The organism is Loigolactobacillus backii (assembly GCF_003946275.1).
In the GTDB taxonomy this organism is placed as follows: Bacteria; Bacillota; Bacilli; order Lactobacillales; family Lactobacillaceae; genus Loigolactobacillus; species Loigolactobacillus backii.
In genome coordinates this window covers 47,000-71,771 of sequence record NZ_RHNQ01000002.1, presented here as the reverse complement: position 1 = coordinate 71,771, position 24,772 = coordinate 47,000, and the positions used below count along the sequence as shown (strand labels likewise).

The 24,772-nt window shown below is 39.7% G+C and carries 22 protein-coding genes, 1 pseudogene and 1 riboswitch; of the genes and pseudogenes, 2 read left to right on the top strand and 21 right to left on the bottom strand.

Translation table 11 applies throughout. The annotated features are described in order from the left end of the window. Positions 1-156: 156 nt before the first annotated feature. The 18 genes from EKM61_RS00955 to EKM61_RS00870 all read right to left on the bottom strand — a co-directional run bounded on the left by EKM61_RS00955 (position 157) and on the right by EKM61_RS00870 (position 19,094). On the bottom strand, positions 157-1,596 hold the full coding sequence (locus EKM61_RS00955; RefSeq protein WP_068224325.1) for an aminotransferase-like domain-containing protein: 1,440 nt from the start codon (positions 1,594-1,596) through the stop codon (positions 157-159). Positions 1,597-2,123: 527 nt separating this feature from the next. Further along, positions 2,124-2,828, bottom strand: coding sequence for a hypothetical protein (locus EKM61_RS00950; protein ID WP_068224328.1), 705 nt, complete (start codon positions 2,826-2,828; stop codon positions 2,124-2,126). Then, complete coding sequence (locus tag EKM61_RS00945; protein ID WP_068224330.1) at positions 2,818-3,693, bottom strand: ATP-binding cassette domain-containing protein; 876 nt, start codon at positions 3,691-3,693, stop codon at positions 2,818-2,820. Before EKM61_RS00945 ends, EKM61_RS00950 begins: the two co-directional genes overlap by 11 nt. Further along, positions 3,674-4,057, bottom strand: a complete 384-nt coding sequence (locus tag EKM61_RS00940; protein ID WP_068224333.1) for a GntR family transcriptional regulator — start codon at positions 4,055-4,057, stop codon at positions 3,674-3,676. Before EKM61_RS00940 ends, EKM61_RS00945 begins: the two co-directional genes overlap by 20 nt. A 442-nt stretch (positions 4,058-4,499) precedes the next feature. After that, positions 4,500-4,997: an energy coupling factor transporter S component ThiW gene (gene thiW, locus EKM61_RS00935; RefSeq protein ID WP_068224335.1), complete on the bottom strand. Its 498-nt coding sequence runs from the start codon at positions 4,995-4,997 to the stop codon at positions 4,500-4,502. A 63-nt stretch (positions 4,998-5,060) separates the two neighbouring features. Then, positions 5,061-5,159, bottom strand: a riboswitch (TPP riboswitch). A 239-nt stretch (positions 5,160-5,398) separates the two neighbouring features. Continuing rightward, the gene (locus tag EKM61_RS00930) at positions 5,399-6,337 is read right to left on the bottom strand and encodes an ATP-grasp domain-containing protein (RefSeq protein WP_068376941.1); all 939 of its coding nucleotides are present in this window, start codon (positions 6,335-6,337) and stop codon (positions 5,399-5,401) included. A gap of 58 nt (positions 6,338-6,395) precedes the next feature. Beyond that, positions 6,396-7,631, bottom strand: coding sequence for a dicarboxylate/amino acid:cation symporter (locus EKM61_RS00925; protein WP_068224340.1), 1,236 nt, complete (start codon positions 7,629-7,631; stop codon positions 6,396-6,398). Positions 7,632-7,779: 148 nt separating this feature from the next. Beyond that, a complete protein-coding gene (locus EKM61_RS00920; protein ID WP_068224342.1) occupies positions 7,780-8,271 on the bottom strand; it encodes a thioredoxin domain-containing protein in 492 nt (163 codons plus the stop codon). A 442-nt stretch (positions 8,272-8,713) separates the two neighbouring features. After that, a complete protein-coding gene (locus EKM61_RS00915) occupies positions 8,714-9,184 on the bottom strand; it encodes an isochorismatase family protein (protein ID WP_263850754.1) in 471 nt (156 codons plus the stop codon). 270 nt (positions 9,185-9,454) lie between these two features. Then, the gene (locus tag EKM61_RS00910; RefSeq protein WP_068224347.1) at positions 9,455-10,033 is read right to left on the bottom strand and encodes a nuclear transport factor 2 family protein; all 579 of its coding nucleotides are present in this window, start codon (positions 10,031-10,033) and stop codon (positions 9,455-9,457) included. A 651-nt stretch (positions 10,034-10,684) separates the two neighbouring features. Continuing rightward, positions 10,685-11,740, bottom strand: coding sequence for a DUF916 and DUF3324 domain-containing protein (locus tag EKM61_RS00905; RefSeq protein WP_068226219.1), 1,056 nt, complete (start codon positions 11,738-11,740; stop codon positions 10,685-10,687). Positions 11,741-11,944: 204 nt separating this feature from the next. Then, positions 11,945-12,664, bottom strand: a complete 720-nt coding sequence (locus EKM61_RS00900; protein ID WP_068224348.1) for a WxL domain-containing protein — start codon at positions 12,662-12,664, stop codon at positions 11,945-11,947. Between the two features lie 15 nt (positions 12,665-12,679). Beyond that, entirely contained in the window at positions 12,680-13,051 is a 372-nt protein-coding gene (locus EKM61_RS00895) for an LPXTG cell wall anchor domain-containing protein (protein ID WP_068224350.1), read from the bottom strand. 17 nt (positions 13,052-13,068) lie between these two features. Beyond that, complete coding sequence (locus tag EKM61_RS00890) at positions 13,069-14,604, bottom strand: hypothetical protein (RefSeq protein ID WP_068224352.1); 1,536 nt, start codon at positions 14,602-14,604, stop codon at positions 13,069-13,071. 576 nt (positions 14,605-15,180) lie between these two features. Beyond that, positions 15,181-16,662 carry a helix-turn-helix domain-containing protein gene (locus tag EKM61_RS00885; protein ID WP_068224354.1) on the bottom strand — a complete coding sequence of 494 codons (1,482 nt, stop codon included), beginning with the start codon at positions 16,660-16,662 and terminating at the stop codon, positions 15,181-15,183. Between the two features lie 446 nt (positions 16,663-17,108). Continuing rightward, a complete protein-coding gene (locus tag EKM61_RS00880) occupies positions 17,109-17,420 on the bottom strand; it encodes a DUF2316 family protein (protein ID WP_068224357.1) in 312 nt (103 codons plus the stop codon). A 418-nt stretch (positions 17,421-17,838) separates the two neighbouring features. Further along, a complete protein-coding gene (locus EKM61_RS00875; protein WP_068280680.1) occupies positions 17,839-18,474 on the bottom strand; it encodes an NAD(P)-dependent oxidoreductase in 636 nt (211 codons plus the stop codon). A gap of 215 nt (positions 18,475-18,689) precedes the next feature. Beyond that, positions 18,690-19,094, bottom strand: coding sequence for an iron-sulfur cluster biosynthesis family protein (locus EKM61_RS00870; RefSeq protein ID WP_068224360.1), 405 nt, complete (start codon positions 19,092-19,094; stop codon positions 18,690-18,692). Positions 19,095-19,641: 547 nt separating this feature from the next. On the opposite strand from EKM61_RS00870, the gene EKM61_RS00865 reads away from it, so the two are divergent. After that, positions 19,642-20,511 carry a hypothetical protein gene (locus tag EKM61_RS00865; RefSeq protein ID WP_068224363.1) on the top strand — a complete coding sequence of 290 codons (870 nt, stop codon included), beginning with the start codon at positions 19,642-19,644 and terminating at the stop codon, positions 20,509-20,511. Between the two features lie 373 nt (positions 20,512-20,884). After that, on the top strand, positions 20,885-21,613 hold the full coding sequence (locus tag EKM61_RS00860) for a hypothetical protein (RefSeq protein ID WP_068224366.1): 729 nt from the start codon (positions 20,885-20,887) through the stop codon (positions 21,611-21,613). Positions 21,614-21,832: 219 nt separating this feature from the next. On the opposite strand, the pseudogene EKM61_RS00855 reads toward EKM61_RS00860, so the two are convergent. From EKM61_RS00855 to EKM61_RS00845, 3 genes and pseudogenes are all read right to left on the bottom strand, one after another. Further along, positions 21,833-22,787: pseudogene (locus EKM61_RS00855) on the bottom strand (alcohol dehydrogenase catalytic domain-containing protein). Positions 22,788-22,804: 17 nt separating this feature from the next. After that, positions 22,805-23,359, bottom strand: coding sequence for a TetR/AcrR family transcriptional regulator (locus EKM61_RS00850; protein WP_068376938.1), 555 nt, complete (start codon positions 23,357-23,359; stop codon positions 22,805-22,807). A 168-nt stretch (positions 23,360-23,527) separates the two neighbouring features. Further along, positions 23,528-24,763 (bottom strand): ATP-grasp domain-containing protein, encoded by a 1,236-nt coding sequence (locus EKM61_RS00845; protein ID WP_068224383.1) that lies wholly within the window; start codon positions 24,761-24,763, stop codon positions 23,528-23,530. Positions 24,764-24,772 lie beyond the last annotated feature (9 nt).

Here is a 24,772-nt window from a genome sequence, read left to right as displayed (position 1 = left end):
CACAGAGAAAAGAAAAAGGCTTACAGTTTAACTACTATCACAAAAATAAAGTTACCTTTAAAAAAGATTAGTCACCGGTAATTTCCAATTTATTAACTAGAAGATAAACTTCACTGTAACAAGCAGTCATGATTTGCGGTGTTCTTTTGGTCTAACCTAATCATCTGCTAAGAGTGTCAAGCACTTTGTCAATCGCTGAACTAGTACTACTGCCTGCTCAGGGGTTAACTGCGCAAAACTTACCCGAATGGTGTTTTCTTGTAACCCAAATAAAAAGCCGGGTAAAACCAACAAACCATTTTTCAGAAAAACGGTGTAATCGGATGGCGTTAATTGACGGCCTATGTGTAATTTAAGCCACAAGTTATAGCCAATTTGCGGCAATTGAAAACTAATTTTATGCTGTTGTTGCAGTGGTAATAACAATCGTTGTAATTGCTCTTTTTTTTGCTTTAACTGCTGTTGCAATTGTTGCAGGTAAACGGTCAAATCTGGATCAGCCAATAAGCCAGTCGCCACTAATTGCGGGAAAATACTGAGCCCAGAATCTAATTGCTGGCGGATGTCGGCCAAGCGCTGAACGATTTGGCTAGGTGCTACCAGCCAACCAATTCGCGTGTTCGGCCCGGTTAAAGTGGATAAAGTTCCCACGTAAAGAACGTTTTCTGGATCAAGTGCCTTTAATGGTGGAACTAAGACATTCGCGGCCCGTTGTAAAAGTGCCAGGGGATCATCTTCAACGATCGGTAATTTTAATTCGGCGCATAGTTGAATTAACGCCTGCCGTGCACTCAACGGCATTGTGCAGCCAGTCGGATTTTGGCCGATTGGGTTAACAAAAATAAATCGAACATGATGTTGATAATATAATTGGCGGAGTACCGCTAAATCCAAACTACCGTCAGAGCGCAGTGGTACCCCAAAAATACGAATTCCAGCGGCCTGAAATAAACCTAATTGATAAAAATAAGAAGGTTGTTCAACTGCGATGGCATCCCCAGCAGCCAGTAAGCCTTGGGTAATCAAAAAGAATGCCTGCTGAGCCCCTGAAGTAATCAAAATTTGACTAGTAACCACGTTTTGCCGCAAATGTTGGCCTAAAAACGACTGCAATTGCTTTTTCAACTTAGGCGCACCACTAATTGCTAAGTGGGCTTCTTGGGTCAATACCGTTTGCCAAGTCATTGCTGGTAAAGGGCTTTTAGCGAGTAGTGCCGCTGGCAAAGTTGCTTGTGCCAAATTAAGTCCCTTTTTTTGATCGAGTAAAACCTGTAATTGTGCCATGTACTGTGTTGGATCAGCCAACCGATCGGCCGTTAAATAGGATTGCCAATTAATACTGTTAGGTAACACACCCCACTTTTCAGTATTGACCCAAGTACCACTGCCAACTTTACGAACAAGAATTCCTTGACTAACGAGTTCGTCAAAAGTACGCCGCACCGTTGAGCGACTTACCGCCAAGGTTGCGGCCAATTGACGTTCTGGTGGTAACTGTTGGCCCGGTAATAAAGCACCAATTTCTAAACTATGACGAATAAAATTAATCAGCCGAAGATAGGCTGGCTGCGACCCGGTCGGTAATTGCCAGTGCAATAAAAACACTTCCTTAAATGAAGCCGGAACAGACGTCCTAGCCTCTTATTGTTTCCGAACTTACTCTAGAACGTGCGCCAAAAATCTGGGTTCACGTGCCTAATCCAAAACCGACTTTTGTACCACTTTCTTTCTAATTTACCTAGCCACTTCTTAATGATCACCTAAAATAGGTCAATCACGCTAGGTCATATTCTGAAACTGCTATTGGTAAATATTCTATAGCAAAATTTGCCGATTGAGAACAATTATTTAAATAAAAAGTGCGTTAATAAGAATACCCTGAACACCTTGGCCCACCGTAAATTCTGCACTGGCTAAAAAGTTTATACAACAGACTTAAGAACTATGAAAGTTGTATTACTAGTTCTAGCCTCTTATTGTTTCCGACATTACGCTAAAACGTGCGTTAAAACCGACTTTTATTCCACTCCCGACCGTTTAAATTTGAAGAAGACCTAACTTCATCAGAAATTAGGTCCACATGCTTTCCACTGGTTATTCACTTAGTTAATACTTTTCAAACTTTAGCGACGTAATTGAAGTCCCAATAATAATTGACGTGCTCCTAGATAACAGAGATAGGTTAGCAATATCGAGGTAGCAAATAAAGGCCATGGATTTGCGCCAGTAGTTGATAGTCCTAATAAAATTTGCATAATCTTTGCAAATATAGGCTGTAGCGTCGCACCCAACGTATTAAATACAATTATCAATGCAACAATAATAATTCCCAACAGCCACTTGCCCAAACTACTTAGACGGACCCATAGACTGGCAAAAAGGAAACCAATACTACTATAAAGTAATGTTTCAACAAAGTAACCCAGAACGATGGTTATTTGAAAAACTAATGAATGCTGAAAATAACCTTTGTATAGGGCTAAATTTGTTGCCGGTGTAATGGCCATAAAATGATCGAAAATCAATTCAATAGTCATTAAGCTCATAACAAATGCGGCATCAATAACAAAGCCTAAAATTAACAGCCTAACAATTTGTTGACGGGAATAACCATTTTGTAATAAGAACCGATATGGACCGCCAACTGCTTGACAGCCTAGAATTAGAACAACAATCTGCAACGTTCCAAAAATGCCACTAGCTTTCCAACCATGAGTAAAATAAGCAATCCCACTAAATAAAGCCAGTAAAATCAAGCAAGTCACAGCGATTACTTTCATACAATAATTTAAATAATACCGTATTCCCGCGCGCGTTCTAGTTGTCATTGACCGCTACCTCCGTTGTTGTTAGATGAATAAATAATTCCTGTAAGGCAACTTTTTCTAATTTAACGACATCTGGCAAAATTTTGGTTTCATCTAGGTCACCTAAAACATAGACAACTTTAAGCCCACCTAATCTATCGCTGCCAATTACACGCACATTTTCTGTGTAATCATCAACTACTTTTGCCGGTCCACTAACTGCGTGACTTTGTTCTAACAATGATTCAGTTGATTGATTAACGAGCAATTCGCCATGCACCAAAATAAAAACGTGGTCGATTAAATGTTCAATCTCACCAATTAAGTGCGTGGCAATCACAAAGGTACGGGGGCGCTGCGTATAGCTTTCGATCAGTGCCTGATAGAATAAATCACGGTAATTAGCGTCCAGACCTAAAACAGGTTCATCTAAAAAAATAAAATCGGCCGGCACGCAAAGCGCCACAATTAATTTAAAAATCGTTCGATAACCAGTTGAAAGTTGACCAATTCGCTGGTGTGGTGCAAGTCCAAATTGATCTAATAGCTTAGTCGCAAAAACTTGATCAAAATGATCATAAAACTTGTTGGTCCAGTCAAGTGCTTGCTGCACACGCATTGAATTAGGGTATAAATCAGTCTCACTCATTAAAAATAGTCTAGCCGCTAATTCCGGCTGCTTTCGGATATCCATATTTGCAAATTTAACTTGACCTGCATCAGCGAAGATTTGATTAGTCATAATCTTAAAAAGTGTACTTTTACCCATGCCGTTGCGTCCCAATAGACCATAAATACCAGATGCCCCTAATTCAAAGGACACTTGATTTAAAATCTGGTGGTGGTGAAAGCTTTTACTGATTTGCTCAACTTTGAGTGTGCTCATCCGAATATCCCTCCATTATCATTTGCTCTAATTCCTCGGCCGTAATATTCAGCGCCTTTGCGGCCGTAATAAACTGGTGAACATCGCGCTGCAAAAAATGGGTTCTTCGCTGCTGTTGCAGCTGTTGATGCGCACCAGCAGTAACAAACATTCCCAGCCCCCGTCTTTTTTCTAACAGTCCCTTCTCAACCAATTGATTCATTCCCTTCAAAATAGTTGCCGGATTGACGTTAAATTGCTTTGAAATTTCTGTTGTTGAAGGAACTTGACTTCCTTCGGCAAAGGCGCCGGTAAAAATAGCAGCCTCAAGTTGTTCAGCAATTTGCCGGTAAATTGGTTCTTCATTAGTAAAATGAAATTCCACGGTCACACCTCGCTTTTAATTAACTGGTAAGCTGGTTAACTACTTATGCAACTAACTATATAGGCCGAATAATTAATTGTCAACTTTAATCGGTTAACCACGGCCAACAGAATTAAATACTAACCGGTCTAAAATCATTTTCTGGATATTTCTACAATTAGACAAAGAAGAATTAATTTCAATTAAATACAGATCCATTTTTAAATCGAAATTCTAAATTTGAATGTCATTTTGCTAAATTTTTTATGTCCTTTTATTGTCCGTCGCAAACAAATGAATTCATTTGTTAATTTCCAGTGAGAGTACCTAAAAAGGCAACCTTAATTTCCGAAAACCTAGAATTAAGGTTGCCTCTTAATTATCGTAGAAAACATTATTCTCAGTATTATGTTTAAAAATGACCCAGAACACTTCTTAAATAAACGCGCAATTGAAAAATAATCTAACGAGCAAATCTTGCCTTTAGTACTGGCCAAAGTGCCCGCAGTATAATGTAGCCAACTATTACACCAACAAGTGCACTGAGGAAAAAGCTAGGTATGAATACCCACAAAGCACCAGTCGTGCCTAGAAAAAGTGCTGCTAACGGGTAGGCGACTAGTGCACCCAGAATACCAGTTCCAATTAATTCACCTAAGGCCGCCGCCAACAAATTCTTAAACCAACGATAACAGTACCCAACGCAGAGGGCGCCAATCATACTACCAGGGAAGGCCAGCAAGGTTCCAGTGCCTAGCATGTTGCGTAATAGTGACGTTAAAAAGGCCTGGGCAACCGCGTAGTACGGACCTACGAGCACACCACTAATTAAATTAATCAAATGCTGTGTTGGCGCAACTCGTGCTGGTCCAATTGGAAATTCAAATAAATTACCCCCAACTACCGCAATGGCCGTTAGCAACGCTGTCAAAACTAATTTTTGATTCCGTGTTTGCCGCATAAAAAAGACTCCCATCCATAAAATCACTAGGAGTCTCGTTAACGTTGTCCATTGGCACAACAAAATATAACCAGTACACTTCCCTTCGCTAGTCCTAACTAGAGCAGGTTTAAAGGGTTTGACCACGGTCATCTCAGCAACTAAGCACCCCTAGTGAATTATTTTATTGTTATTAGTATACCTAAATCACTTGGTAAATGATAGCGCTAACGTAAAATTAGCAACCATGTTACCATAGTTACAAACTGAGACGAAAGCTATCAAGTCAATGTTATCCCAAAATAATTGCTTTTTTTCCATAAAATTCACGTCCTAAGTCTAATTTTAGTAAAAATTAGCCACAAAAAGACACCTTACCTTCCAAAGATAGAGAGCAAAAGTGTCTTTTCGTGTGTTTACGGCTACTTCGCTACTACCGCGTACTGTTGTTCCAACACTTGTTGTAAGTACAACGCTAAATGCTCGTGAGCAAAGATTTGGGCCTTGCTTTCGGCTTGATCATTATAATTTGTATTAGTGTTTACGTCGTACACATATTTTTGGTGATTGGCGTCTTCTACCCACTCCACCGCAGCCACATCTAGCCGGTTGGCCGTTAAGAATTGTTCATAGGCACTTTGCTGCTGCGCTGCTAGTGGTGCAATAATTTTAAACTTGGATTCAGAAACGTTAGGAAGTTGGCACTCATCCGCTGGGCAAAGCTCAAACCCTTGACTAGAATCAATTGCTACTGTGTAAAGAAACTTACGACCAATGAATTCTGAGCGGCGAATGCGACCATCAATTGGTTTAATGTATTGTTGCAGTAACGTGATTCCATCAACTGGTTCCTCAAAATCGGTGCTGTTAACGTAGCGTTCTAATTCAGCGATTGAATCAAAACGGTGCACACCAGCACCTTTACCGGCCCGATTATGTTTAGTGATCAGCGGAAAAATATTCAATTGCTGGGCGGCCGCCACTAGTTTTTCTTTACCGAGAACGGCAATTGTTTTTGGTGTTTTGATATTACTTTGCTGCAGGGCCAAATACTGTCTGACCTTGCTAATCTCCAAATCAATGGCATTGGAACCGTTAAGAACAATGCGGTGATTGTCTTCCAGCCACTTAATCACTTGTTGCCCAAACTCCGGCGTAAAGCGATGATTACGGGTATGAGCTGACGCTGAAATTCGATTATAAAAAATTCCTTCCCGTGGCGTACTGGTTAAATCCAAAACACCAGTAGCGAGATCCCATAATTCGTACGGAATAGCGTTTCGTTCTAACCAGGTAACTAAATGTTGGGTCCATTCCAAATTTTCGTGTAAAACGTAAACTTTTGGTTGTTTTGCAGTCATATTAATTCCTCCAATATAATTAAATTAAGTCGGCCTAACTAAGGGCCGCTACCAAATACTAATTTTTCGCAACTTTAACAATTGACTGTGGAATTTTTACTGTTTTAGATTGCGCATCCAGTGCTTTAGCCGCCAAGGCATTGCCTAAGACGTTTAAGGCTGTCCGACCCGCGTTAGCAAAGAAATCAACGGCAAAGATCAACGCCACGCCTTCCTTAGGTAACCCTAGCTGTGAGGCCGTGGCCAGTAATACGACTACGGCCCCAGACGGAACAGTCGCAATGGTTTTGCTGATAAAAGTCAACAACAGCGTAATCGTCAACAGTGAGGTCAAAGACATGGTCACCCCATAACTATTGGCAATAAAGGCCACGGCAATGGCTAAATAGACCGCCGCACCCTCTAAATTGAAGGTGTAACCTAGTGGTACAACAAAGTCAGTAACGGTGGCAGATGTGCCGGTTTGCTTTAAACGTTCCAATAATTTTGGTAATACGACGCTGGAACTACCGGAGAAAAAGGCCAAGGAAAATAAATCCTGAATACTACGGAAAGTTTGAAAATAAGGAACTTTGAAAAATAAGGCGATCAGTGGAAAAACAATTAAGGCCAAGGCTAGATAACCGATATACAGGCCACCAATAAAGTTAACCAGGGAATACAGTTTCCCACCGCCAACTGTATTAATATCATGAGCAATGATTCCAAAAATTCCAATTGGTGATAGTTTGATGACAAAATCAGTAATTTTATAAATTGCCTTGATCCAAATATCGAATAACTTCAGTAACGGCGCCGCATTTTTTGGTCCATAAGCACCTAAGCCAAGCCCTAAAACAATGGCGAAAAAGATGACGGATAACAGATTATTATCTGAAAAGGCCGCAAACAGATTTGCTGGAACAATATTAGCGATAAAGGTCCATAAATTGACCTTCGTGGCGATTCCTTTTAACGTCTGTGTACCGGCACCACTTTGAAGACTGGTGCCAAATTTGAAATAATAACCAGCTGCTAAATACACTAAAATAATCACTGTGGTGACAACGAAAAAGTAAACAAAAGTTTTCAACAGAAGTTTACCAAAAGATTTTTGCGTAAAAATCTGCACTACCGCTACCACCACCGTGGGAAAAATTAGCGGTAAAATCACCATGGTAATCGCATTGATGAATAGTGTCCCCAATAAATTATAGAAATTATCGGCTGCGGGGATGAATTTCCCTAAAATAATACCTAAAACTAAAGCAATTAATAATTGATACGGTAACGTAATTTTTTTAATGGTCTGCATCGTTCAAACCTACTTTCGTATTGTCTGTTGTTTCAAATTATTTACAACAGACAACACATGGCCGTGTCACTACGGGAACTTCCCCGCCATAAAATTAACCATTTATTAACTGGATTGATTCGTAAGCGGCTCATATGAGGCCCTCCTTTTATGCAAGTAATTGCGTGATTGGTACTAATCGATCCCCTGAAAAATGAGCACCATCGAAAATAATCGTTGGTAGACTGGTAATGCCTTCAGCAGTAATTGCCTGATCAATCTGGGTCAGTACTTCTTGGGTAACAACTCGGTCGACCTTGAATTTAGTGGTCACAAATTTATTAACATCAATTGCGGCGTTTAAATCCGCCTGCTGCGCATAAACTGCCGCAATGAACTTCAAGGCCGCTTGAGGTTCGGTATAATCCACAAACTTATTGGCCTCATTACCATTGGCCAAATCGGCTACTGGTTTATTCCAAAATTTAATTTCAAGTTGAATCTGACCAGCCTGAACCGTTTGAAGCAGCACTTGCTGATTGGCCAGGTACCATTGTCGACTATCTGGACAACCTAAATTTAAAATTGCGGTGACTTGATGTTTCGCTGTCGTTTTTCCAAAATCAAGTGCCGCTGCGACACCTAGATGCTTTTTACTCATTATTAACCAATCCCTCTCATGAAAATTTAACAACTAACTAAAAAACGCCCCTGCAAATTAATGCAGGGACGATCATTTCGTGGTACCACCCAGATTTGTAACCAGCTTTACAACTGGTCACCTTAAAAGCACAAACATGCTTGGAGTTATAACGTACCCTAACGTGCTAGTGGCTTGCACCACCAACAAGACTCTGGACTCATGTTCAGTTTTGTCTTTGATCTGCCCTTTCACCAACGACAGTCGCTAATAATCAATTCACAAAGCTTACTCTTTCCATCAACATCTTTTTTAATTAAAATCTAATTTTTATTGAGTATAAGAGCTTTACTTATAAATGTCAACTAGCTAATTCAAACTTTTAAACAATCAAGTAGATTTTAATTGATGGAAGCAGGAAACTTGCCTAAATTACTACTAGCACCAAGGCCACAATTAAAAATTAGCTTTTATTCGATAAAACTTCAGCAAAGCTCCCTTGCCAGATACTTTCGTGGTGGGCGCGGATTTTAATTGCAGGTAACAATTCATTATCAAACGTGGAACTTAATCCAGCCAAAATACTCATTTTAAAACCAAGGTGATGGCCAACTCGCAATGCAGTATCAACGCAATATTCAGTTTGCAAACCACAAACCTCAATTGATTGCAGGTTGCGGTGTCGTAAATAGCTTTTTAGGCCAGTTTCAAAGAATGAATCCGAATGGTATTTCAAAAACACCCTATCCGTCGGCGAGCGTGTGATTTTGGCGTCTAACTGCCAGGCCTCACTACCATAAGGTAATTCGGCGTCCGTGTGCTGAACGTAAATAACGGGTAAATTTGTTTGGTGGTAGGCCTTAATTCGTTGATTAATCTTTTCGATTAATTCAGTATACTGATAGGCACCATTTAGGCCATTTTGCATATCAATAACTAATAAACTATGGAGTGTTTGAAAAAGTGCTCAGGTTCCGAGCATTAGTCTAGATTGACGAATTATCTGTGAAACAGATGATTTGGCGATCGTAACTAAGCACAGGAACTTACTTTTTCAAACATGAACTAGTTTGCATTTAAATTTCCTCCACTGGTTAATTATCATTTATTAACTAATTTGAGCAATCTTTTACTAATCAATTTTGACTGTCATTCAAACAATACCCAAATTCTAAATATTAGCCCGAAATCTGAGCCAAACACACTATTCGTTAATCCAATTTTCTGCCTGTGCGTAAAGTTTCTTAATATCAGCGGGGCGGTCAATCCCTAACAAATCAGGACTAATTTCGCCACCAGCGTTTTTTCGCGTGTAAGCTAAATAACGGTAAGAACGACGGAGACCCACTAGGTCCTTAGGATCAACTTTTAAATCAGTGCCTGGAATTGCCGGGTGTAAATTATCACTTTCGTTAATTGAAATCATTGTGGCAATTTTCCAAACACCATTACGCTTTTCAACGTGGTAAATTAACCGACGAAAGGATTCTAGTTCGGCTTCAGCACCGTTCACCGTTAACCACATGTACGTAGTCGTAGGAAATTCTACGTAAGCGCGCTGACCATTTTGGTGAATCGTCGGTATACTCATACGACCAACAATCATGGTTTGATCGCTAACCTCAGTTGGCTGGCCATTGATAAATGAAGCTACACTGCCACTTTGCCAACTTGTCTGAATCGTTGCGTCAGGATAATAACAATCAGCCAATTCCTTAACGTGTCGCACTCGGTACTGCCGTTCTCGAGCAACTAACTGACTAATTTCCGCATAATCATTCATCTAAAAACCTCCTAATTATTAATCGGGCTTAAAAGCCACCTAGAGATATTTTCTAATTCTTGTAAATGGTCGGTGTTGGGAAAAATGGTTAGATTCTACTTCACAATTGAGGATTATTGGCCCAAATCGCTAATAATTTTGCTATGCCATCTAATGTCCATTCAACTACTACTTCGCAATGACAGTTAGTTATTTGCAAAGAACGCAAATAACTCATGATGCTTCGAATGTTGCCTATTCTTGTGGCAAAAACAAGGAACACAGTTATAAAGTCCATAACTGCTCGCAACTAAGTTCGCCTCGGTCACCGCAAGAACTAGCAAGGCAAAGAGCTCGAAGTTGAACCATAGCAATCCCCAGGAATCCGCTTTTTCAAACAACTCCTTATACCAAACAGGTAAAACCGTAATCGATCTGCTCACCAACACTGCCAAATAGGTTACTTGTTCTAGCTATTACTGTTAGTTAGGCCACGTAAAAAATTAGAAAACATAAAAAAAGTTATTTGTATGTTTTACAAATAACTTTCTATTACTATAAGATAGTAGCCCAATTACTATTAAGAAACAAGGTGTTCGTTTATTGAAAGAATCCACACCTGAAATGGAAATGTACCAGTTCAGAATAAATACTCTTTTCAACGCTTACTGACTACTTTTTCTGTGCCAGTTCATCTTTTAAGCGTTGATTTTCTTCGCGCATCTTACGGCTCTTACGGTGCATGATGAACCAGATGAGTCCACCAAGTATTAGTAAGATACCAAATCCAATTAGCGTGTACAGCAATGTGTGGTCAGGCTTAATTGAAACGTCTCTCTTATTCAACTTAGTGGCCGTTTTACCACTAATCGTAAACTGCTTCTTGAAGTGCCAGGTGTGGCCCTTAGATTTAGCTATAATATCCATTTGATAAGTTCCCGCCTTCAAACGCTCACCGTTCAACCGTAATGGATAGCTAAAAACAGAATTCGGTGCTAATTGTAAATTCGTACTCTTCTGTTGATGGATTTTCTTGCCGTTTTGTAAAACTTTTGCGTTAACGGAGAACTTATTAATGTACATTGCCGAAACGTTGCGTAACTCCGATGTAATCACGTTACGATAATTAGTTTGTGTAGCGGTAACTTTACCTAGTTTGAGTTGCGGTGTAATCTTCTTAGTCGATTGTTGTAGCACAATGCCAAGGAGGTAGGCGTATTGATTTTGTACGGTAGTCCCTTTTTTCTGCTTTTTTTGAGCATCAAGTTGATTTTGATCTTGTAGTCTCAGACCACCGGCGATAACTCCCCTAAAGGCGCGATTAGGCATCGTCACATTCAATTTAAGCTGCTTAGTTTCATGTGGCGCTAAGGTCAATGTCTTCTCAGTAGGTTGAACGTAGTCAGCAATTTTATACTTCAAAGTTTTATCAGACTTAGCAATTCCCTTATTATACTCAACTACCCCGTTTAAGTTCGTTGTCGCTTGACTAACAGTTGGTCTTATTTTTACTTCTTTGGCCGTGCTGTTATTCACAGTTACGCTTATTTGTTGTTTTTGCCCAGGATCAAGCTTAAGATCAAAGTAATTAACGGTTCGATCAACTTGATTATCAGGCAAATTTGCCTGAACACCAAAAGTTAACTCGTTGGCTGCCGCTGGTTGAACTACAACGAACAATCCAATTAACAGGAACAATCCAATTAGCCAATTTTTTTTCCGTAACAAAGTCAATCACTTCTTCCTCAATGACAATTTAATTTTTACTGATTAGCGTGTCTCGAAATTATTTTTCAACGAATTTAGCGTGGACGTGACTAAAAGGCCTGTTTAGTTACTGATCCCCCAAACGATCCATTTTGTAAATTATTGGTGGATTTAGGCTAAACCTGAATGGCCATTTAGTCACTTGCTAGTAATAACAATTAATTTTTACGCATTAGCAGGAGTATCTTCTAAATTCCAAGTTAACGTTGTATTATACGCGTCTGCTTCTGGATGGGCCGCCGCCGGAACCATAAGTTTAACCGTTGAACCACCTTTTTGGCCAAAACTATCAACCCATGTACCAAAACCATTTCCAGTAGTTGCATTCATTACTTGGGTTGTTGCACCATCTGTGCTTAATTTAGCTTCACTAGAAGTTACTGTACCGCCAGCAGTATTATCCGAAGTTGTTTTTGTAGTCCCTTTGCCTAAGCTCAGTTCAGCACCAGTTAATTCAGTCCCACTTTTTGCTGCCTTAAACTGAGCATCCTCAGAAACGGTCAATGACCAGCCTTTAACGGCACCAGAACGTTGGTCAGTTACCTGTGCGTAGTTAGCGAAAGTTGTGCTGCCATCCTTGTTGTGATCATCTTTAGCTATATAAGTGGTATTAGTTTTTGGTACGGCATTAGTACCAAAATCTAGATTTGACGCGTAATCGAGACTTAATGGTCCAGGGTTTTCTGTTTCACCGCCACCACCAGGATTGTCGATATCTGGATCTTCTGGATCAACTGGATTAGTTGGATCTGTGTTATCCGTAAAACTAGCAGTTGCGTCTGTATTCGCCGTACTTGTACTTGCTGCCAAAGCTGTTCCTGAGATACCACCACTGATTAATAGGCCACCAGCTGCGGCCAAAGTGAGTAAAGATAGTTTTTTCATAATATTCGAGCTCCTTTATTGTTTGGTTTGTTTTAACTGATAAATACGACTGGTTATTGCCACTAAAGAGATTAAAGTAATGCCAATCAGGCTTAAAAACCATGTGGATTGACCACTAGTTTGGGGTAACATTAAGGCCACCTGTGTATGCGCACCTTTGGTTGGTACTGCGTTCTGCTTTTTCCGACTGTTAGTTGCAGTATCAGTTGCGGTTATCTGACCACCATTATCTGGCCGATTCGTTGGTGACTCACCTCCGGGTTTAACGTCAGTCTGTCCTGCCTGAAAACCAATCGAAGCGTCAGTATTAGTTTCGGCCCGAATCGGCGTTGCCACTAAAAAGGCACTGCTGAGAACTAATCCTAACAGTAATTTTCTTGAAAGCATTTGCCTATCCTCCTTAACTATTTATTAGCTGGCGTTTCCTGTAAGTTCCAATTGACAGTCCCACTATATTTTTCACCAGTTTTAGGCTGCCCTGGCTGCGGTTCAAAGGCCAGTCCAGTTGTGCCATTCCAACCGCCCGAAATGGAAGTTGTTTTTCCTGGTGTAGAAGCTGCTAAGTTATACACGGGTGAAGCGGCACTACTCAAGGTATAATCGGTGCCACCAGCTAAATAGTGCAGGCTATTCGTCAAGGTGCTACTAGAAGTTGTACTGGTCATTTGCTTAACTAACGAAGCGGTAACTTCCCAGCCGGTCAATTGAACACCAGTTGGGATCGTTCGCGTATCTTCGACTGCCAATTTTTGTGTTGAATCAGTAATTTTTCCCATAATGGTTGGCTTAGTTGCAAAATCTGCCGACATGGTTCCGAAATCAATTTGGCTAGGCGCCACAAGATTAAGTGTTCCCTTTACATAAATGAGCCGGAAATTATTACTAATGGTATCCCCCTTACCAGTACTTACATCGAATCGCAAGCCATAAATACTACCTAGCCCGCTGGCGAAGGGCGCCAGTTTTGCGGCAGGAATTGTAATTGAAAACGGTGTTTTTACGTTATTTCCAGTCGTTCCAATAGTACCTAATGGCTGGGACACAGCGTTCCCAGGGGGATTGGGTCCGGAACCAGAAATCTTTTTAGGAATATAGGACATAATCAGTGTCTCCTTAATCGAGTCCGTAATGTTCCCGGTTAACGTCACACCCGTGCTATTTTCGTAATAATAAATATCACTTAGACCACCAGATAAGACTTGTTGGTCAACCTTGACTGTAAATGATGCTCTGGCCGACTTTCCACTATCACTTTCTTTAACCGTTTGTTTTGCTGGACTTTTAGTTGTTATCGCACTACTACTTGAACTATTGTTCGCGGCCGCACTACTATTAGTTGCCTCATCGCTTGCTGCCTCATCGCTTGCTGCCTCACTGCTTTTTCCTTCATTGTTCGCTACTGAACCACTAATGACTGTGGAACTATCCGAACTGCTACTGGCTGCTTCACTGGTAATTGAACTGCTACTTGCTACCTCGCTAACACTTGGAAGTGAACTGCTACTTTCAGTATTTGCAGGTGCAGCAACGGTAAACGCTAATGGATTACTGGCCGCCTGACCATTTGCAAATTGTGCGGTCATTTGGTAATCGCCTGCCGTCTGAAGTTTTACCGGTAAATTAATAGTTTGTGTTGCGCCTATCTTAGTTAGTGTTAAGGTAATCTGTTGCGGTTTTGCCTGATTAACTTCATAATCAGTTTTTTCATCAACCACCCTAGCTAGATCGAATTGCACCCCCTCTGGTAATGTAATTTTGACCTGATCCTTCTCCGTCGCACCAGTTACATCTAACTTAAAATCTGCCGTTTCACCGACAACTAAGGCCTGCTGCGGCTGTTTCAGAATCAGCTCTGGTTGGCTTGCTAAACTGTCGGTTGGGCAAACGATTAAAAGAAAGCCACCTAGGATTAGCAACATAACTTCAACTATTTTCTTCAAAAGCCAATCACCTCCCAACTTTGAAAAATAGGTTTAATAACTTCCTCTATTACAACCCAAATTCTAGCAGCAAAAGCAACTTATGCGCTTTCATTTAATCGACCAAATCTGTTTTTTTTTGATAGTTATAAGTCGGTTATGCTTATCATTACGGCATTTCTAGTCCCAATCATCATACTTACTTCACAATTTATTCATATTTAGAAAGCATAAATTAATCAATATGAACACAAAAAGAGCCTTATAAATAACCAATCATGATAATTAGCCGTTTATAAGGTCCATTTTGAATTATTTTTGAATTCATTTAGCTACTTTTAATAATTTATTTAGTGTAAATATGCTAAAAAATAATTCAGAGTGTTACTGAAGCCTATTTGTGGCCTTCAGTAATAACTTAGCGTACTTGCGCAGCCAAATCTAAGCACTTTCTAATCTAACAATCAACTCATATTTTTGGTAGCCACTTTTAATTAAGTACAACTGTGTCCTCACTCAGAATTAGTGGATTTTATGCAGATTAAGTTGTCCCAAACTAGGGCCAGAATCTGACCACTTTCATGAATAGTTCTGAATTTAGGAATGCCGTTCTAGTGCCAAGCCATCATAGTAGTTTTGGTGAATTAAATCGTGAATATTCTTAATGTCACTTTGGTTTCCCAAATTAGCAATCCAATAAGTACGATCCGCGTCATCATAAGCACTCGTTGCTGTATTAGTCACCACTAAATCGTAGGCGTATCCCGGTTGATACAACATGACGATTACATTTAAATCAGTGCGAAATTGCTGCTCTAACTCCTCACGCAAGATCCGTTCTAAGTGCGCATTAAGGTTGGTATCTAAACCAACAAAAATTTCGCGCCGTTGCTGATACTGAAACTCACGTAAAACCAAGTGAAAGCTCTGGTCAAAATACAACCAATTATTTTGCACTAAATTTCGTAATTGCGGTCGGCTACTCTTCAGTAGGCGGTCATGAATTACGTTGACTAATTGACTCACATTGGCCGAAAATATCGTTGTTTCATAATATTGCGCATATTGTTGATCAAAATTAGAAATAGTACCGGTAAAACAATAGGGCCGGGCACAGATATCAAATAAAAATTTTGAAAGTTCAAAGGACCATTCATCAGACGTAATTTTTAATGCGGCAAAAAATTCAGCCTCAATATGACGCACAATTTGGTTTAGCCGCGTTTGATTTTTCCGATTAATAAGTGAAAAACGGGAAACAACCTGATTTTTACTGTTAAAAACCGCCAAACTGATTAACATCGTACATAACGATTCAACCTCAAACGGCCGGGTAACTTTAAAAAATTGCTGAAAACAATGCTGTACCTTCCCGTACAAAACATTATTTTGGTATAGCTCGCGAATGTGCGTCGGAATTGTTGAATCCATATCCACTGACTGCCGAGCACGCCGATTAGATATTTGTAACCAGCGATTAACGTGCCGGCGAGCTGATTTGGAGAAAGTAAAGCCTAACTCCTCTTGCAAACAGTGAATAAAATCATGAACGGCTGGCGTAGAGGCCACTGGATAACTTGATAGCCCGAACAGACAATAGTAGAAATACCTTACCTGTAACTCGCTACCAATCAATTGGCCATTTTGAACCGTTAGCTTAAACTCCGCAAGAATAGGTCTTATTTGTTTTAATCGGCGGTACAAGGAGGCCTCACTGATATTAAGCCCATTAGCCAAATTAAACATACTAATACCCGGCTGCTGGTAAATTAGCACCAATAACCGGTAATTTATTGACTTTTGAACGTATGTTTCCGTAATAAATTGTTCCACCGATAATTGCCCTTTTGTATTAAATTGTAACGTTGTTCCAGTATTCATCAAACTAGCGGTACGTGTTGGTTCGTAGGCCTGTAAGTCTTCCTGAAGGTGTCGACCATAACGATTTAATGTGCTTAGTGAAATCTGTAATTCCTGCACTAATTGCTGTTTGGGTAACGCATTTTCCGCAAGATAAAGTTTTTCAATCAGCCGCGTCAGGACCTGTTCTGATTTATCTAATAGATCTTCTTTTAACATACTATTTATTCCCCCCAGTTGAGCGGTTTAGTCTGACGACAGTATTCACGAAGTTACGTTTATGACTAGTATTAAATTAATATATTCGCAAATTTTTAGCTTATATGTCAAGTCTATCATTTTTGGATAAATTACGGTAAGTTGCGGATTATGAGCATCGGCAAAAACGATCAACTTAATTAAAACAGCATTCCGAATCCTTGTTTAGGTCCGTTCAAAATCTATTTATTGTTAAAAGTAACCATAATTCAGGCCTAATCATCTTTTGATTTTTAACCACTCAAAAACCAGTAAACTATGTGGAGACTTCTCCAAAACTCATAATTTACTGGTCCTTATTGACTTAACCCAATTATTTAACGCTAATTTTTTGACAAAATTATTAAATAAATCGGCCTTCCAAATGGTCAATCAATTACCTTTATAAGATAAAGGTAATTTTTCGCTTACAGGTCGCCGGCCGTAATTTCACCCTTATCGATGGCCCGAGTATTCAAGAACCAATATTGGTGCCAGTCACCAACTAATGCCGAATAAGGCACTGGTTCCTGCCCATTATCCGCCACTTTATCATTTAGATAATTGCGAAGAATCCATGGATCATCCATGGATTGCTGCGTTAAACTAAATAAATGATCGAGCTTAGTCATACTGATATTCAAGTCACTGGCCACCTGCTCCTTGGTCAAACCACTACGGACAAAGTTTTCGTGTAATTCATTGATCGTATTTTTAATTTGTTGTGGATTTAATGACATAAATACTACCTCCCAAAATTTTTAATGGTTGTTTTATGTTTTGCATAAAATTTATAATTTACGCGCAACTAGTATGGCAAAATTATCGTCATATTTGATCCGCTCTCCATAACAGTTACCAAAATAGGTTTGAACTGTTTACTGGCACTCTTCTGGCACGAAACTCGCACACTGAAAATAGGTCACCCTCTAAAACGCATATTATTTTGTGCCCTATACAAAAAATCTCACAAGTTTTTGCGGACTGTTTTGTGTAAAACCAATTCTATAATCATTTATTATTATAGAGACACTAAAGTAAAAATTAAAGAGAATTATGATACGTATTACTAAATATGTCTCATAAATAAGATCAATTATAAAAATAGTGTAACAGCGTTTCAGAAAACGCCATTACACTATTTGATCATTTAAAATTTTAATTATTTACAACCGTGAATCGTTGCCGTAAGTGTGTTGGTTTCTCCATTTCAGCAACTACGGCCGAAGCAAAATTACCCGTTGTCACAGTTTGTTTACCGTTACTATCAGTCATTGCATTATCCGTTCCGATACGGTAACTGGTTGCTGGTCCCACCACAAATTCGATCTGCGGTGAAACGGCCGTCCATTTAACGTTGTCAACCCATTTTAAATAATTATATTCATGTGTTTGCTGAATTGGGGTTCCAATCCAAGGTTGGCCCGCAGCACGTTTCAAAACCGCATCTAGTAATAAATTGCCGTTTTCATCGCGCAACGAGCTAGATCCAAGAATAAAAAGTAATGTTGTATGCGTATCTTCTCGAAATTCAGTAATTAACTGCGTCGCTAAATCTAAGTGTTGGTAGGATTTCGGTGACGCAAACGCATCAACGACGTAGTCAAAATTATGTAAGTCGCTATACGTCAGCGCCAGCGCATCCTTTTCTAAAATTTTAGCGTCGGTCCCAAACATTTTTTGTGCCTTAGCTTTATTACGCACAATTGCGGTCACCGTATGCCCTTTTTTTTCAGCCATTTTAAAAATTGCACTGCCGGCATTACCAGTCGCGCCAATAATTCCAATTTGCATAAACATCAACCTCCAAGTTTTATTCGAATTTATCAAGTTCTGGCTGTTACTATAACACTACTAAGGATAATTTACTAAGTAAAATGTCCATTAAATTAACGGCTTAATTTTTTCAAAATAATTTCTTAATCCAGATTTTCTTCCATTGATAAACGGATAAATGCCGCCACGTAAAAACGCTACCGAAATTTCGGCAGCGTTTTTTTAATTATTGATCAGCAGATCTTACCACCGAGTTCAGTCATTTCGGCCTTTAAAGCTTTCTGATCTTGCGTTGGTACAGTGGCTGGTGCAACCGTGACGGCACCATCCAGAATTCCGCTGTCATCAGTTAGTTTAAGCATTGCATTATTGTAATCTAAGGCCAAACCATTCCCCAAAAAAGTGGTTTCTGGTTGCGCCGTGGTTAACGTCAGACCCAGATTATTATCTACCTCAATGTTATATTCGGCATCGGCCTGGTCAGCGACAACTAATTGAAATTTATTACCAATCGAGCAAGAACCGCCCAGTTTGGAAAACTTGTTTGAACCATCGTCTAAGGCCAAAAAGACGTTTTTCCCAACCGGAATCTTGGTGGCCAAATAAGTTGCAGCCGCTTGTTTGATATTAATTTTCATTTTAATTCACCATCCTATAATTTAATTGGAGCCGTTTAGCGTAAAATCAATTGACGTAAATAATTCTGGTCACTACTAAACAAGTCACTGTCTTAAAGCTAATTACTTGAGTACATAAATAAGTCTATCGCAAAACTATATTTTGCACAATTTATTTGCTCAAAAAGCGACCCCCTTCGTTTATTTACTTATCAGTCACTTATAGACCCACCAAAAACCTACCCGGATTCAGTTAACTTTAACTAATTCGATAATATCTAGGTCACGTTTGGTAAATAACTTACATTATTAAAATAATAACAAGTGCAGCCGCTAGTAAAATCTCTGATGCCGCTGTTTACGTCCTCGTAATAACTATCATGCCAGACAGTCTTAGCCGACCATTTCACACCTACTTCAATTCACAAAAGATCAACTTAAGCAAAACTTTAGTTATCCTTCAGTTCGTCTTCACACCTTCTTCTTGATAGTGTTGTAAACTGACATCAACAGACTTGAAAAAGTATTCTGAAGTTATAAATAAGCCGGACTGATTGGAGTTGTAAAAATGGCGAATAATGATTCTACTATGAGTCGGACGGAATTACGTCACCAGAAAAATGAACAACAAAATAAACAAACGGAACGAAAGCTTAGTAAGGATAAAAAGAGAAAAAAGCGTCGTCATCACCGAAAATTATGGATTTCTTTAATCCTCATTATTGCGGTCTTAGTTGGTGTCTTTGTTTGGACTGGCTCACGCTCATCTTTATCTGGTTCTTGGGTTGAGATCAATAATGCTAGTGGGACGACGTATTCGACAACGGATAATATTGACAAACTCAGCAGTTTAACAATCAAAAGTAGTAAATACACCTATACCCCAAACAATGAGCAAAATAATGCAACTACCGGCGAATTTAAAGATAATAGTTCTAATGAGCTGGCCACATTTGATACTGATACGGCCAACTACACCCTTACTGCCGACAATGATCAAGTGACCTTCACTGCCAACAACGGTTCGATTACCGGATTAGGCGGTGCTTCCACGGTTACATTTGTTCGAAAAAATTCAACAGAATATAAGCAAATTAAAGCTAAAATTGCGGCGCAAAATGAAAACAGCCTAAACACCACCAGCACTAGTTCAAGTAATACGAATGATTCTAATTCGGCTACTGATTCCAGTTCTGGTAAATTGAGCAGTGCCTTCTCCAGTATTAAAGATAAAGTTGCGGGTAGTTCATCCTCGACGGCAGATTCAAGCAGTATTAGCGAGCCTGCTACCACGGACTCGGCAAGCAGCAGTGATGCTGAATCGAATCCCACCGAATCAAGTACCACTAATGACGATACGAATAGCTCTAATATTTTGAACAAAATTCAGAGCCAAGTTCAAGATTGGCTAAGTAATTTCGGCATTCAAACCAACTAATGACGTAACACAAATTAGTGACAAAAATAATGGCGCACCAACCAAGCTAGTGTGTACTTAGAAAAGTGGTTAAATTCTACTCTGTAATTAAGATTATTATTGGCCTGGATCGCCACTAATCCTGATGCTACGAATGTTGTCTATTCTTGTGGCAAAAGTTATGGGGCACAGTCATAAAGCGCAATAACTGTGCTCCCTCAACTAAGTGCAAGAACTAGCAAGACAAAGAGCGCTAAGTTGAAATATGACAAGAATCGGCCCTTTTCAAGCACGTTTACATTAAATTGATCAGGAAAACACTAATAAAGGTGTTTTCCAAATATAGCCTAGCTTATAATAAGAACAATTATAATCAATAAAGGAAGCCATTAACGTGCGTCAAAAATTTTTAATGCTCACCACCGTGTTGGTCATCGGTCTAATCTTCTTTATCGTCAGTCCGTCTACGGCCACAGCACCTACTAATTCCACTAACCAAACTTACCAAAAACAAAAAATTAGCAATCTGACCAGCACAACGAAAAAGGGTGACTATTTAAATGGCAGCAATGGCGTCATTTTAACTTTTCTAAAAAATACCACACCCATTGCTAATTATTCTCGCACTGGTTTGCAGTTCAGTAACCTTTACACCACTGTTTATGCTAGCGGTCCGGAACCCCAACGAAATTTATTGAAATACCCCGCCGTTTTTGCTGATGGGCATCATGCAGTTTTTGATCGACCTAAAACAAAGATGGTCAACCACCATTATTTTGTCGCCTTGCTAGTCAATACTGACATCAAAAACACCACTAATCACACGATCACATTTACGGGCCTAGCTGGCAATCCGCAAGATCGTTACCGCGTGACAACTGGAAACAAAACAAAAAATATTAGAAAATCTGCCAAAATTGGCATTAACGATACCACCGCTAATTTAAAGTTAGCACCAGGACAAAGTGTCACCGGCAAAACTTTTCGTATTATCCTTGCTTCTGGTGTTTCCATTCAGCAGGCTTTTGCAAAAGTTCCCCGTGGCCACCTTAGCGTTAAAACTGGCGGCGTTAATGGTACCACCAACGGTAATGCCCGCGTATTGAAACTTAACTTGCATTAACTTTCATCATTATTTGCCCATCCAGAATAATAATGGATAACTTAAAAGGCCAGACTACCGCAAAAAAGAGGTAGTCTGGCCTTTTTGAAATACTATTTATAAATACAACGATCTAAATCGAGTTTAAAGATTACTTCACTAATACTTTTCCGACCAAGCTAGCTTACACTTGAATCACTCCAAAATATGCTCCAACTTCATAGAGTGATCATTTATTAATTACGGTAAAACAACAACCTTACCAAAACTATCTTGACTGTCTAAAAAGGCCGTTGCGGCACCAGTGTGGGCTAAATCAAACGTTTTTTGTTGGCGAAACATCTAGCCGATGTGTCGCAATTAATTTCAAAAGTTCATTAAACTTGGTTTCGGTGACACTGTCGGAACCAAAGTTTGTCAGATAAGCACCTGTAGGAATTGCCATCGGGTCGAAGTCCTTTACCGTCCAAATACCGCCCAGCTCACCAGTCAGACAAATAATACCGGCCGTTTTCAATGCAGTCAAAGAATTCGCCAAGGTCAATGCGCCAACTAACTCTAAGACCTTGTCGAAGCGTTCGTTGTCAACTTGTAATTGGTTATCCTTGTCTTCAAAGACACCGTCAAAACCGGCCGCCTTCAATTCATCACTTTTGGCAAGATTACGTGTTGTCCCGTAAACTTTAACGCTTGGCTCCATCGCTTTGGCCAATTTGACCGCTGCCACACCGACACCACTAGTGGCACCGCGAACCAACAACGTGTCATTCTTTTGTAATTTCAAATTTAACAGTGAACCATAGGCCGTAAAATAAGTTTCAGGAACGGCCGCTAAATCTGCCCAACTCAAATCAGTTGTAACAGGATAAATATTATCGTTAGGAATTAACGCGTATTCTGCGTAACTGCCATCAAACGCCCGGCCCATGCCACCCATCAGTGTAACTACTTTTTGACCTTTGGGTAAACGTTTTTCGTCAGACGTGTCAGCAATCTCACCAACGCCTTCGATTCCTAAAATTCGTGGTAATTTAACACTCGGAGACCAGCCATTACGCGTAAAGATTTCGGAACGATTGATCCCGAATCCTTTAATTTTAATTAGCGACCAGCCTGGTTTGATCTCCGGTGTAGCAACTTCTTTATAATCAAATACACTGGCGTCCCCAGTTTTTGTTAAAACGACTGCTTTCATATTAATTCCTCCTCATATCATTTGATTAGAGTTAAAATACGATCGACGTTTTCCGTAAATATTTTCTGATCATGAATAATTTCTAACGATCCCATTGTCACTAAGGCCAAATTACCGGTTATAAAATTTAAAAATAATTCTTCGTTTTTATTCACATTGACCGGATCGTTGGTAATATCACTGATAATAGTGACCAATAATTTCCGTAAGTTTGTAAGTTGCTTCACTACTTGTGGCGTGTGGCCGTATTCAGTTAGACCGCTAACCATTTCCGCAAACGGAATACTAATTTGGCTATAGGAAATAAAGTAAATTGCAAATTGACGTAAGGCTTCTTTACCCGAATAAGGTAATAATTGTTTTTGCAAACTAGCAATTAAATGCTTAACGTATTCTGCCACAACACCAGCCTTTACGTCCGCGATATTATCCACATACCGGTAAAGCGACTGGGGTTGCACATCTAATCCGCGGGCCAAACCATTATAGGTAACCTGACTAAAGCCCTGATTACTTGCCATCTGTAAAGCTTGATCAAGCACAATTTGTCGGGTTAATGAATTGTGTTTCAAACGTTCACCTCTTTGAAGCCTTTCGTTTACCTAACTCATGACATGAGTCTATACTATTTTTTTAGAGTCCGCAATTTATAACCTGACTAAAGACGTTGAGGTTTAACTAGCAACGCCGTTAGGTACAGTATTAATCCAAAAATAAACTTCGTCCGTAATTGCTTTACATTATCGGATCGATCGAACCACAACCTTAAGTTTCGCCTGTAGGTTACTGGCCAATCGTTTGGCCGCTATACTTGTGTCTGCGTTAACAATAAAGTAGCCCAAACGATCATCAGAGTTTTCCGGAATTTTAACCTTTGTACCGACTTTGGTTTCAATAACATAACGTTTAATAAGTGCATTATTTTCAAGTAAGGGCAGATTCTCAATTTTTTCAAAAATACCGGCCTTAGTTGCAAATATAAAACCCGTTGCGGCGGCCTGCCGTTTGCTTGGTTTCAACGTTAACGCTAAACCCAAATACAACTTGATTGTCTCCGTAAAAATATTAATTCCGTAAGCATCATAAACTAGGTCCGAGGTAATCGAATCACCGCCTGGCCGTCCATTCACTTCAACAATTCGTGGTCCAGTAGCCGTTACTTTCACTTCTACGTGCGTAGGACCAGCTTGGAAACCTAATGCCGAAACTGCAGCAAAGGCTGTTTGAATAATTTTGCTTCGCTGTTCTTTTAAAATAGTAGTTGGAAAAATATGCATTGTCTCAACAAAAAATGGTGGTTGTGTCGTCTTTTTTTCGGTTACTTCGGCAAAAGCAATCTGACCTTGTTGCAAAAAAAGTTCCACGCTAAATTCAGGTCCTTGGAGAAATTCTTCTAACAAATACTCATGCCGTACTTGAAAGCCTAAATAACTCGTTTTAAGTCGCGTTATTGTCTGAAAACGACGTGCTAATTCTGCTGCGGTGCGGATATAAAAAACTGCAATACTACTGGCCGTATTAGTTGGTTTCAATACCAACGGGTAACCAATTCTGTTTGCAGCGGCTTTGGCGTTATTCAATGTGGTTACTTTTTGAAAGGCCGCACTACTGACGCCCTTTTCTTGGTAGATCTGTCGGGCAAGATCCTTGTTACGAGCGGCCTGAGCAGCTACTAATGGTGTTCCAAAGACACCTAAAGACTGAGCAACTGCCGCAGTTACTGCGGTAACGTAATCTGTGCAAGGAATCAGAGCAGCAAAATGACTATAAGGACTTTCCTGAATTGACGTTAAAATTGCCGTAACAGAACGCACATCGGTAATAATTAAATCATCAAATAAATCTTGATAACCATATTTTTCAGGATCGGTTGCAGCTTCAACCAGACAGATTACTTCACAACCTAATTCTTTGGCCGAGCGCACAAATTCAACACCGTAAAAACTTGGTTCAACTAATAAAACTCTTTTTTTCATACGTAAACA